The 11907-nt window shown below is 71.1% G+C and carries 10 protein-coding genes; 4 read left to right on the top strand and 6 right to left on the bottom strand.

Features of this window, described 5'->3' with window-relative positions; all coding sequences use genetic code 11:
* Positions 1-94 precede the first annotated feature (94 nt).
* Positions 95-328, top strand: a complete 234-nt coding sequence (locus DMA15_RS02390) for a hypothetical protein (RefSeq protein WP_125510997.1) — start codon at positions 95-97, stop codon at positions 326-328.
* A 14-nt stretch (positions 329-342) separates the two neighbouring features.
* Here DMA15_RS02390 and DMA15_RS02385 read toward each other — a convergent pair whose 3' ends face one another.
* On the bottom strand, positions 343-1551 hold the full coding sequence (locus tag DMA15_RS02385) for an ROK family protein (RefSeq protein WP_125510996.1): 1209 nt from the start codon (positions 1549-1551) through the stop codon (positions 343-345).
* 14 nt (positions 1552-1565) lie between these two features.
* Positions 1566-3020, bottom strand: a complete 1455-nt coding sequence (gene xylB / locus DMA15_RS02380; protein WP_125510995.1) for a xylulokinase — start codon at positions 3018-3020, stop codon at positions 1566-1568.
* Positions 3021-3141: 121 nt separating this feature from the next.
* On the opposite strand from xylB, the gene xylA reads away from it, so the two are divergent.
* A complete protein-coding gene (gene xylA, locus DMA15_RS02375; protein ID WP_125510994.1) occupies positions 3142-4308 on the top strand; it encodes a xylose isomerase in 1167 nt (388 codons plus the stop codon).
* A gap of 456 nt (positions 4309-4764) precedes the next feature.
* Here xylA and DMA15_RS02370 read toward each other — a convergent pair whose 3' ends face one another.
* Both DMA15_RS02370 and DMA15_RS02365 read right to left on the bottom strand, forming a co-directional pair.
* Positions 4765-6000 (bottom strand): SWF or SNF family helicase, encoded by a 1236-nt coding sequence (locus tag DMA15_RS02370; RefSeq protein WP_125517213.1) that lies wholly within the window; start codon positions 5998-6000, stop codon positions 4765-4767.
* An 83-nt stretch (positions 6001-6083) separates the two neighbouring features.
* Complete coding sequence (locus tag DMA15_RS02365) at positions 6084-8963, bottom strand: DEAD/DEAH box helicase (protein WP_125510993.1); 2880 nt, start codon at positions 8961-8963, stop codon at positions 6084-6086.
* A 249-nt stretch (positions 8964-9212) separates the two neighbouring features.
* Here DMA15_RS02365 and DMA15_RS02360 point away from each other — a divergent pair, with 249 nt between their 5' ends.
* On the top strand, positions 9213-10262 hold the full coding sequence (locus tag DMA15_RS02360; protein ID WP_125510992.1) for an acyl-CoA desaturase: 1050 nt from the start codon (positions 9213-9215) through the stop codon (positions 10260-10262).
* Positions 10263-10427: 165 nt separating this feature from the next.
* Positions 10428-10610, top strand: a complete 183-nt coding sequence (locus DMA15_RS02355) for a hypothetical protein (RefSeq protein ID WP_125510991.1) — start codon at positions 10428-10430, stop codon at positions 10608-10610.
* Between the two features lie 18 nt (positions 10611-10628).
* Here the strand turns inward: DMA15_RS02355 and DMA15_RS02350 are convergent, their stop codons facing one another.
* Together DMA15_RS02350 and DMA15_RS02345 are read right to left on the bottom strand one after the other, a co-directional pair.
* A complete protein-coding gene (locus DMA15_RS02350; RefSeq protein WP_125510990.1) occupies positions 10629-11453 on the bottom strand; it encodes a hypothetical protein in 825 nt (274 codons plus the stop codon).
* 127 nt (positions 11454-11580) lie between these two features.
* On the bottom strand, positions 11581-11880 hold the full coding sequence (locus tag DMA15_RS02345; RefSeq protein WP_125510989.1) for a hypothetical protein: 300 nt from the start codon (positions 11878-11880) through the stop codon (positions 11581-11583).
* Between the last annotated feature and the right edge of the window lie 27 nt (positions 11881-11907).

The raw sequence follows: 11907 nt of genomic DNA, 5'->3' as shown, positions 1-11907 counted from the left end.
CCGCGAAAACGCCGCCGTCACCAGGTCGGCAGCGCCTCGCGTGAATTACGTTACGGCGCCTGCCGGTTGGGGTGGAAGGGCGAAACTCGCATCTGTGCACAGCATCGAGATTGTGGAAATCTCGGCCACTCGAATGGGGGACCCGACGGCTGTGGAGCTACGCGGAGGGGTCCGTGCTGAGGCCGCCGAGGCGGCCATGGGCTTCGCCGAGGCAGCCATGCCGCGCTTCGCCGGATCAGCTGTGCCGGGCATCGCCGACGCAGCCATGCCAGGCGTCAACGAAGCCATGCCGGCTTCGCCGAACCAGCTGTGCCGCACTCCGCGGTAGGAGCCGCGATGCCCCTACCCCGCCGCGCCGACCCCCGCCGGATCGTCCAGCACCGCCCGAGCGACCGAATGCGCGGCGCCCAGCAGAGGCCCGTCCGACCCGAGCCCGGAGACCGTGACCCCGCGGGCCCTGCCTGCCGTGCGTCCCGCAAGCTCCCGCTCCAGGGACGGAAGCAGCCACGGCGCGAGGCGGGACAGCGCCCCGCCGAGCACCACCGCCTGAGGATCCAGCAGATTGACGGCGCCCGTGAGCGCGATGCCGAGGGCCGCCCCCGCGCCGCGCAGCGCTCGCCGCACCGCCTTGTCACCCGCCGCGGCGCGCTCGGCGAGGAGCCCCACGCGGTCCTCGCCCGGTTCTAGCCCCGCTGCGCGAAGCACAGCCTCCTCGCCCGCGTACTGCTCCAGGCAGCCACGACCACCGCAGGGGCAGCTCGGGCCCCCCGGCCATACCGGCATATGCCCGAACTCGCCCGCGAAACCGTGTGCTCCGCGCAAGAGCCGACCGTCGACGACCAGCGCGGCGCCAACGCCGATCTCCGCCGAGACGTGGAGGAAGTGCTCCGGCGTGCCCTCACCCAGCCACAGCTCGGCGAGTGCCCCGAAGTTGGCTTCGTTGTCCACCGTCAGCGGTAGCTCGGAGGGGAGGTGCGAGCCGAGGTCGATGTCGTGCCAGCCGAGGTTGGGAGCGCGGACGACCGAGTGGGTGTCCCTGGCGACCAGGCCCGGCACGGCCACCGCGAGCCCCGCGGGGGACAGGCCCGCCGAGCGAACCTCGGCGCAGACGCGTTGCACCAGGGCGGCGAGTTCCCGCAGCACCGGCTCGGGTGAGCGCCCGCGATTGCCGACCTGCTGGATGACCCGTGCACGCGTCTCGCCGCGCAGGTCGACCGCGCAGACCGCGAGATGGTCCACGCCCACCTCCGCCCCGATACCGACAGGCCCCCGCGCGCTGACCGCGAGAGCTGAACCGGGGCGGCCCACCCGCCCGGGCCGCTCGGGCCCGAGCTCGTCCAGGAGCTCGGAGCGGATCAACTCGTCCACCAGCGTGGAGACGGCAGCCCGCGTCAACCCGATCCTGGAGGCCACAGCGGCACGTGACAGGGGGCCGTGCGCGGCCACGGTGTGCATGACCCGGGAGAGGTTGCGGCGGCGCATCCCCTGCTGGGTGTCGGGCAACCGCGCACCCGACGTACCCGAGCGTTGTTCGTGCAGCGGTGCGGTCATGCCTCGGTCAGTCCTCACTCCTCATGGGGCGCCCTGTCCAGGAGCGGCGCCGCGTCGGAGAGTACCCCGGAGATCCGGGACAGCGTCTCGTCGTCCCGCTCCATGGGGTCGAGCACGGGCCCCCGCGCGGTGCCCCAGCGCCGCGCGATCGCGCTCGGGTCCTCGCCGGTGAGGAGACCCGCCGCCTGCGCGGCGGCACCGAGCGCGACCAGTTCCTGAGCCTCGGGCACCTGAACGGGGCGGCCGGAGAGGCGACGTACGGTGTGCTGCCATGCGGCGCCGCGCGCTCCGCCTCCGATGAGCAGCAGCGGGGACGACCTGTCGGCGTCCGTGTCCAGGACGAGGTCGAGAGCGCCGAGCAGCGAGTGCACGGCCCCGTCGTACGCCGCCTGGAGCAGCTGCCCAGGTGTCGTGTCGTGTCGTAGGCCGTGCACCATCCCAGTGGCGTGGGGGAGGTTCGGCGTCCGCTCGCCGTCCAGGTAGGGCAGGAGCGTGACCGCGCCGCCCGGTGCCACCGCCTCCCGGTCCAGGTTCAGCAGCGTGGCCATCCGGTCGACGGCCAGCGTGCAGTTGAGGGTGCAGGCCAACGGCAGCCAAGCGCCCCGCGCGTCGGCGAAGCCCGCCACCGTGCCGGTCGGGTCCGCGGGGCGGTGCTCCGAGACCGCGTACACCGTGCCCGAGGTACCGAGGCTCAGTACCGGAGTGCCGGGGTGCAGGCCGAGGCCCAGTGCGGCCGCGGCATTGTCGCCGGTGCCCGGGGCGACCAGCGTGCCCTTGGAGAAGGGCAGTTCACCGCCGCCGCGCACCGTGCCGACGACCTCGCCGGGTCGCGCCACGCGGGGCAGCAACGCAGGGTCCAGCCCCACCATGCCGAGGATCTCCTCGTCGTACGTCTCCGAAGCCGACGCCCACCAGCCCGTCCCCGAGGCGTCGCCGCGGTCGGTCGTGCCGAGCCCTGTGAGGCGCTCGGTGAGGTAGTCATGGGGCAGACGCACGGCGGCTGTGGAGCGGGCGGCGGCCGGCTCGTGCTCGGTGAGCCAGGCCCATTTCGTCACGGTGAAGGAGGGCCCCGGCACACTGCCCACCCGGTCGGCCCACTCCTTGGGGCCGCCGAGCCGTTCCAGGAGGCTCCGCGCCTGCGCGGCGGAGCGCACGTCGTTCCACAGGAGAGCGGGCCGCACCGGGTCGCCGCCCTTGTCGAGCGTGACCAGCCCGTGCTGCTGGCCACCGACCGACACCGCTGCGGCCTCCCGCGCCACGGGACCGCACTGCCGCAGGGCCGCGCACAGAGCTTCCCACCACTCCTGGGGGTCACTCTCGCGTGCCGCGCCAGAGCTGACCCGGTGCGGCGCCTGACCGCTCGCCACGACCCGGCCGGTGGCCGCGTCGACGACCAGTGCCTTGGTGGACTGCGTGGAGCTGTCCACGCCGACGACAAGAGGTCCCTGTGCTGAGGGCGCTGATGACATGAGGTCTCCGTTCCTGCGGCTCGCCTGGGTACATCCCGGAGTTTCCTCCCCGACCTTCCCAGCGGAGCCTTCGGATACTAATTTGTAAAGTGCCATGACGAAATAGTCGAGGGAGCCGCACATGAACTACCAGCCCACTCCTGAGGACAAGTTCAGCTTCGGCCTGTGGACCGTCGGCTGGCAGGGACGTGACCCGTTCGGCGACGCCACCCGCAGTGCGCTCGACCCGGCCGACGCGGTGCGCCACCTCGCCGAACTGGGCGCCTACGGAGTGACCTTCCACGACGACGACCTGATCCCGTTCGGGTCGTCCGACGCGGAACGTGAAGGCCACATCAAGCGCTTCCGACAGGCACTGGACGCGACAGGCCTGGTCGTGCCGATGGCCACCACGAACCTCTTCACCCACCCCGTCTTCAAGGACGGCGCGTTCACCGCCAACGACCGCGACATCCGCCGTTACGCGCTGCGCAAGACGATCCGCAACATCGACCTGGCGGTGGAGCTGGGCGCGCACACCTACGTCGCCTGGGGCGGCAGGGAAGGAGCCGAATCCGGGGCCGCCAAGGACGTACGCGACGCACTCGACCGCATGAAGGAGGCCTTCGACCTGCTCGCCGAGTACGTCACCTCCCAGGGCTACGACCTGCGCTTCGCGATCGAGCCGAAGCCGAACGAGCCGCGCGGCGACATCCTGCTGCCCACAGTCGGTCACGCCCTCGCCTTCATCGAGCGACTGGAGCGGCCCGAACTGTTCGGCGTCAACCCCGAAGTGGGCCATGAACAAATGGCGGGACTGAACTTCCCGCACTCCATCGCCCAAGCACTGTGGGCCGACAAGCTCTTCCACATCGACCTGAACGGCCAGACAGGCATCAAGTACGACCAGGACCTGCGGTTCGGCGCGGGCGATCTGCGCAGCGCCTTCTGGTTGGTGGACCTCCTGGAGAGGGGCGGTTACGGGGGGCCGCGCCACTTCGACTTCAAGCCGCCCCGTACGGAGGATTACGAAGGGGTGTGGGCATCGGCCGCCGGCTGCATGCGCAACTACCTGATCCTCCGGGAGCGGTCAGCTGCCTTCCGTGCCGACCCCGAGGTGCGCGAGGCGCTGAGCGTCTCCCGTCTCGACGAGCTTGCGCTGCCCACCGCCGATGACGGTCTTTCCGGGCTGCTCGCCGACCGGGGAGCCTACGAGGCCTTCGACGTGGAGGCGGCCGCCGCGCGCGGGATGGCGTTCGAACGCCTCGACCAACTGGCCATGGACCACCTCCTGGGAGCACGCGGCTGAAGCCTTCGCTCGTCGAGCCGCTCCGGAGAGAGCCGTGTGGTCGCGCCGCCCCCACGGACACGAAGGAGGCACAAGGCGAATGGACGCAGGCGCGTCGACGTCGCCTCCCGCGAGGGGCAGGAGGCGACGTCGGCAACCACCGATCCGTTCAGCCGTGATGGGGCGCGGTGCCCTGCTCACCCCCTCCACGTAGGTCGCGCCGACAGAGCTGACGCATCCGGTTCCCCGCTGCCGGGCCTGGGGACGGCTCGTGCCGTCAGACCTCCCTGATCCCGACGTCCTCCACGCTCGCGGATGACATGGCCGCGCTCAATCGCTGACCAGGGTGAGTGCGTGCGCCGGTGTTCCCGGCGCACCGGTGCCCGACGCGAACACGCCGGTGAGCGCCCCCTGCTTCTCGGCCAAGCACCGGTGTCCGCGCCGTCCCGGGTCACCCGCGGGCCGAGCGCGCCCTTGTCACTCGCTGCCGCTCGCCACGGCCAGAGCGGTCGCCGGATCGTGTGCCGCCGGCCCCGCCGGGGTCCAGCGGCCCCGCTCCTTGCGGTAGGGCCACCAACGGCCGTCGCGCCCGTGGCGGAGCTGCACGTCCGAGCCGACCACGGTCCACCGATTGCGAACGGTTCGCAGCTCCGGGCGCTCGCTGTCCTCCCAGGCCGCTGCGAGCGCGGCACGCGCGCGTGCCAGCGAAGCCTCCTCGGGAACCCACTCCTCCTCAAGCACGCGAAGCGCGGCCCGTCCTCCGTACCGCCAGGCCCGGACGGCGATCGCGAGACCGTCACGGCCGCGCTCGGACGCCGCGGCCAGCCGGGCCTCGACGGCCGGGCCCGGATCGGCGGCGGCCAGGCGTACGGCATCCTCGCTCACGGTCAGCTCATCCTCGACCGCGAGCCGTTCATGCCCCGGAGCGAGCGCCTCGGCCAGCAGCCGGTAGGCCTCGACGGCCGCCTGCGCCGTCAGGAACTCGACCGCCTCCACATCGAGGCCCTGCGCGGGCCCGGCCTCCGTGTCGAGCCTGGGCGGCAGACCTGGCTCGGACGGCAGCACGGGCAGGCCGGGCAGCGGGGGCAGGATGGCGCCGTCCGCGTACGCCTCCGCGGCGCTGACGCCCTCTGGAGCCGCCTCGTGAGGCTCCTCACGCCGCTCGGGGGAGTCGACCCGAGCGATGCTGCGCACGTGCAGTTCGTCCAGCAGCTCGCGCTCGCCACGGCCCCGCATCAGCAGGAGCACGAAGGGATCCTGGTCGAGCAGCCGCGCCACCTGGTAGCAGAGGGCGGCCGTGTGCCCGCAGTGGTCCCACGCCTCGCAGTCGCACTCCGCTTCCAGGTCACCGATCCCCGGCAGGAGTTCGACGCCCGCCGCGGCCGAGTCCTCCACCAGGTGCGGCGGCATGTCACGGTCGAGGAGCGCCGCGATGTGCCCGGCCCGCTCGACGGCCATTTCCAGGAAGCGGTCCCACTCCTCCGGGCTCAGTTCCTGCAGCAGCACGTCGGAACGGTGCGGCGTGCCGTCGCGATCCTGGACGACCGCCGTTATCCGGCCAGGTCGCACCGAGACCGCACCCACGGCACCCGCGCGCGCGAGGCGACGCCCTGCCTTGAGCTGACCCAGGTCCAGGGCCGTGTCCTCCAGTGCCTTCAGCCAGGCCTGGCCCCACCAGGTCTGCGCGAAACCCCGCCCGTGCGCGGGCGGCATGGCCTCGAACGTGCGCTCGTCCGTGGCCGCCTCGCCGCGCCCGTCGCCGTCTTCGGCTCCGTACGCCTCGTCATGGATGTCACTCATCGCGTGCCCCCTCGCAGCTCCACCAGGTCGGACAGTTCGGCGTCGGTCAGCTCGGTGAGACCGGCCTCGCCCGAACCGAGGACGGAATCGGCCAACTCCCGCTTGCGCAGCAGCATGTCGGCGATGCGGTCCTCGATCGTGCCTTCCGCGATCAGGCGGTGCACCTGCACCGGCTGCGTCTGCCCGATGCGGTACGCACGGTCGGTGGCCTGTGCCTCGACTGCGGGGTTCCACCAGCGGTCGTAGTGCACGACGTGCTCGGCACGTGTCAGGTTCAGCCCGATACCCGCCGCCTTCAGGGACAGCAGGAAGACCGGGACCTCGCCGTCCTGGAAGCGCTGCACCATCGCCTCGCGCTCCGCGACGGGCGTGCCGCCGTGCAGGAACTGCGACGGGACACCACGGTCCGCCAGATGCCGCTCGATGAGCCGGGCCATCTGGACGTACTGCGTGAAGACGAGCACGCTGGCGTCCTCGGCGAGGATCGTGTCCAGCAACTCGTCGAGCAGTTCCAGCTTTCCGGAGCGTCCCGGGATCCGCGGCCCGTCCTCCTTGAGGTACTGCGCCGGGTGGTTGCAGATCTGCTTGAGGCCGGTGAGGAGTTTGACGATCAGCCCCCGGCGCGCGAAACCGTCGGCCCCGGAGATCTCCGCGAGCGTTTCCCGCACCACGGCTTCGTAGAGGCCCGCTTGTTCCGCGCTGAGCGAGACGGCGCGGTCGGTCTCCGTCTTCGGCGGCAACTCGGGCGCGATCCCTGGATCCGACTTGCGTCGGCGCAGCAGGAACGGCCGTACGAGTTGCCCGAGGCGCTCGGCCGCGCCCGGATCCGCGCCGCCCTCCACGGCCTGGGCGTAGCGCGTGCGGAAGGTGCTGAGTTTGCCGAGCAGGCCGGGAGTGGTCCAGTCCAGAATGGCCCACAGCTCGGAGAGGTTGTTCTCCACGGGGGTGCCGGTGAGCGCCACGCGCGCGCGTGCCCCGATGGTGCGCAGTTGCCTCGCCGTCGCCGAGTACGGGTTCTTGACGTGTTGCGCCTCGTCGGCGACGACCATGCCCCAGGGGGTCTGGCCCAGCCTCTCCGCGTCGAGCCGCATCGTTCCGTAGGTGGTGAGGACGAACTCGCCGTCCGCCAGGCCCTCCAGATTGCGCTGGGCTCCGTGGAATCGCCGTACGCGCGTGCCGGGCGCGAACTTCTCGATCTCGCGCTGCCAGTTGCCCATCAACGATGTCGGGCAGACCACCAGCGTGGGCCCCGCCGTTTCCTCCTGGGTCTGGCGGTGCAGATGCAACGAGATCAGGGTGATCGTCTTGCCGAGGCCCATGTCGTCGGCGAGGCAGCCACCGAGGCCGAGCGAGGTCATCCGGGCCAGCCAGTTCAGACCACGCAGCTGGTAGTCGCGAAGCTCCGCCGCGAGTGCCTCGGGCTGGCCGACGGGCTCCATGCCTTCCGGGTCCGCGAGCCGTTCACGCAACGTGGCGAGCCAACCCGTCGGCTCCACGTCGACGCGCTGCCCCCCGACCTCTGTAGTGCCGCTCAGAGCGGCACTGAGGGCTTCGATCGGCGTGACCTTGCGGTCCTGCCGATCGCGGGCGCGGCGTGCCTCCTCGGGAGCGATCAGCACCCATTGGTCACGCAGGCGCACCACGGGGCGGTTCGCTTCGGCGAGCCGGTCGAGTTCGGCGCGCGTCAGCTGCTGGTCTCCCAGCGCGAAGCGCCAGTTGAACGCGAGCAGGGCATCGGGGGAGAGGAACGAGGGTGTGTCGGACGCCGGCTTGACTGGGCTCCTGCCGTCTCCGTCCTGTTCCTCGTCCGGAGGGCCGATGACCGCACGCGCGGTGAGGCTGCGCGCCAATTCCCTCGGCCAGTGCACGTCGACGCCCGCGCCCGCGAGCGCCCGGGCGCCCTCACCCAGGAGGTCGGTGACCTCTTCGTCGGCGAGTTCGATCGCGTCGGGCACGGTGGCCGAAAGCAACGGGGCGAGCGGGGACCACGCGCGCGTGGCGCGTCGTAGCGCCAGGAGGGCATCCATGCGTGACCGCGGACCGAAGGCCTGTTCCGTCGTCCCGCCCCCGGCCCACACCTCGGCAGCGTCCGCCACGAGCGTGGGGTCGCTGACGCTGTGCAACTGCAGAACGGCGCGGAAGGTCAGCCGGGTGCCGTCCTCGGCGACCGAGACCAGGCCGGGGATCTCCACGCGCAGCGAGATCCGCACTCCGGCGTCGTGTCCCGCCGCCACGTCCGTGGCCCAGGACCGTTGTTCGGGAACGTGCTGTGGCTTCATCGACGCGAAGACGGGCCCACCGGCCGCCAGGGCTGCGGCAGGGGAGCGCGGCAGAGTATCGGCCACGGCATCGAGGAACTGGCGCAGCAGCCGCTCCGGCTCGGGCAGCCGCAGAGGCGCGTCGGCGTCCAACGGCAGCGAGTGGGCGGCCGGTGGCATCGCCGCGGCGAGGTCACGCAGTCGCTGCAGGTCCTCGGCCCCCAACGGGCCGGCACGCCAGGAATCTTGATCACTGGCCGTCAGGCCCGGCAACAGCAGTCCACGAGCCGCGAGTTGCAGCGCGAGGACCCCCGCCGTCCCCCAGAAGGCAGCTGTCGGGTGGGTCCCCGACGCGGCACGCGCGCGTGTGAGGACGGGCAGCGCGGCGCGTACGGGAAGCAGGACCGCGGGTACGGCACTGAGCTCGACGCCGTCGTCCGTGGGGACGGCGACGGCCAGTTCCTCGGAAGTGGCGTCACCGACCAAAGGCGACTCGGTGCCATCGGGACACCAGAAGGCGACCCGCCCCCCGCGCGCGGGATCAGCGGGCACGAAGAGTACGGAACAGCGCGACAGTTCGGAGATCTTGGAGGCGGAGACGGCAGGGAGCCTTGGCACGGCGATAGCGCATTCCTCAAATTTGACTACTGACACCGGAGCGGCCGAGAGTACATCACGCCGAGCATGCAACGGGCGCGTATCGACGGTGATCCCGATCACTCCACCTCGGAGGGGTGTCGTCAGCCCCCCTGGCGGGCGGTGCTGACCCCCCTCTGACACGGGTGGTGGCGCCATGGTTGCCCCGGGTCACCTCGCCGTACGTTTGATCAGGTCAGCCCCGCCGTCACGCAGACCGGAGACCCACCCATGCCCCAGGCAGCAGTCGCGGAACGCCCTTCCCTCGGCGCCCGCAAGCAGGCCGCCGGAAGTGATTTCACACCCCTCCTGCGCACCGTCAAGGAGAAGGGGCTCCTGGACCGCCGCACCGGTTGGTACACCCGCACCATCGCGGTCAACGCTCTGGCGCTTGCGGCTGTGGGTACCGGGATGTTCGCCATCGGAGCTTCTTGGTGGGTGCTGCTGCTGGCCCCTGTGCTGTCCATCCTGTGTGCCAGAACGGCATTCATCGGTCATGACGCGGGGCACGCGCAGATAACCGGCGACCGGTCCATCAGCCGAGCCATCGGCCTGGTGCACGGCAACCTCCTCCTGGGGATGAGCTCCGCCTGGTGGAACGACAAGCACAACAGGCACCACGCCAACCCCAACCACGTCGACAAGGACCCCGATGTCGCCGCCGACGTCCTCGTCTGGACCAGTCAGCAGGCGAAGGTCCGCGTGGGCTTCCGGGGCTGGCTCACCCGCAACCAGGCGTGGCTCTTCTTCCCGCTGACGCTCCTCCAGGGCCTCGCCATGAAGCTCTACGGCTTCCAGGACCTGCGACGTCAGTCTCCGCGTGAGCGCGTGGTGGAAGGGCTCCTTCTCGTCGCCCACCTCGTGGGGTACGTAACGCTGCTGCTCGCCGCCATGCCGCTGGGTCACGCGATCGTCTTCGCCGCCATCCACCAGGCACTGTTCGGCCTGCACCTCGGACTCGCCTTCGCGCCCAACCACAAGGGCATGGAGATGCCCGATCCGGACGGCGAGCGCTGGGGCCATCTGCGCCGACAGGTGCTCACTTCGCGCAACATCCGCGGTGGCCCGGTCACCGACTGGTTCCTCGGGGGGCTCAACTACCAGATCGAGCACCACCTGTTTCCCAGCATGCCCAGGCCTCACCTGCGACTTGTCCAGCCTGTCGTGCGCGATCACTGTGCCGCTGTGGGTATGTCCTACACGGAGGCCGGATTCGTCGACTCCTACCGGCAGGTGCTGCGCCACATGTACGAAGTCGGCGAGCCGCTGCGGGTCGAGTAGGCGGTGGGCGAGGCCGGTGGGTGGCGCAGTAGGCGGTGGGGAGCCAGTAGGGGTCGGCTCAGGGGTCTGTCAGGGATGTCTCAGGGGCGCGACCTGGAACCGTAGGAGGTCAGATCCCGTTTTCCCAGACAGAGAGCGGCGCCAGCCGCGAAGGAGGCGACACACATGTCGAGGAACGCGAAGATCGCCGCAGGAGGTGTGGCGGCCGGGCTCATCATGCTGTTCTGGCTGCCGTGGTGGGCCGCACTCTTGATCGTGCTCGGAGTGCCCGCGGCGGCCTATCTGACACTCGACCCCGGGCAGCGGCGCAGGCTGCGCCGAGTCACCCGCAAGGAGATAGGCCGCTGAGCCCGCAGTAGAGAGCGCTCAGGACGGGCGGACCGCCATCTCGTCGAGAGCCTTCAAGAGCACCGGTAGCTCAGGTCCGCGGCCGACGGGGAGCACCTCACGCGGCTCCTCGTCCAAGAGTACGAAGGCGATGTCGTCGGTCCTGGCGACCAAGGACCAGCCGGGACCGTCGGCCCTAAGGATTCGGGCGTCTCCCGAAGCGAAGGAGGACCGCACTCGCCCGAGAGGCGGGGGAGTGTCCAGGTACGCACGTGCTTCGGCGAGTACACGTCGCACTCCAGTCAACGGCGCCTTCCCGGAGTCCGTCGGAAACGTTTCCTCGGGGTCGTCCACCGCGAAGTCGGCGTCGTCGATCTGCTCCCGCCACGCCGCCCATCGCAGGGCTATTTCATCGGCGCCGAGCCGCCGCTGGGCCGGTCCCCACACGTCCGACTCCGGTGGCGTGAGTGGCTGCCGGCCCTCGTCCCCGGCATCTGGCTCCGGGTCGTGCGGGGCAGGCACGCCCGGGGCCGCGACAGCGACCGCGAGGGGCCAGCCGGGCAGTGCGGCCACGACAGTACGTGCGTCGGGGGACAGGTCGTACTCCATACCGCAGTCCCAGGAGGCGATCGCGACGGCCACGAGCGACACATCGTCGACGACGACCGTCCATCGCGCGCCGTCGCCGTCCTGGCCGAGCACCAGTCCGTAACCGGCGGCGAGCGGTGTGAGGCCGAGCGCCGCGCACGCCTCCGGGTAGTCGTCACCCAGCACGCTGGGGAACTTCGCGGGTGTCAGGAGAACCGCCGTCAGCACATACAGCGCGTCGTCCTCGGCGGCGCCGGCGTCGTCCGTCCTCGCCATGCCGGCCTCCCCTCGCTTCGTCCGTCGGCGCACCCTAACCAGTCGCCCCAGAGATCGTCGAGGGGTGGATGAGCGGGAAAACCCCCGAAGGTTCGCCTCGTTCCGACTTCTCCAGACGGACGAAGGGTCAGGCGGCGGGCAGCCCCATGAGCGTACGGGCCACGTCCCGAGGCGACTCGTCACGCTCCCGCGCGAGAGCGATGACAGCCCGGCACGCGAGCTCGCTGACGCCGAAGGACAGCGCCTCCGGGGAGACCCACCCCGCGGCCTCGTCCATCTGGTCCCGATCGTCCTCGGCGCAGGCCGCCACGTAGACAGCGGCGGCCTCGAAAAGATTGTGCGGGCGCTTGCGCTTGTCGATGGCCTGGGGGCGCTCGCCCTCCTCACGCTTGCCGGCGCGCCAGAACTTGCGGAGCCTGTCAATCATGTGGTCTGCCTTCCCCCGGGTATGGCC

The organism is Streptomyces sp. WAC 01529, assembly GCF_003945545.1.
Taxonomy (GTDB): domain Bacteria; phylum Actinomycetota; class Actinomycetes; order Streptomycetales; family Streptomycetaceae; genus Streptomyces; species Streptomyces anatolicus.
Note: the sequence above shows the minus strand (reverse complement) of the source record. Positions and strands in the feature narration are given on the sequence as shown.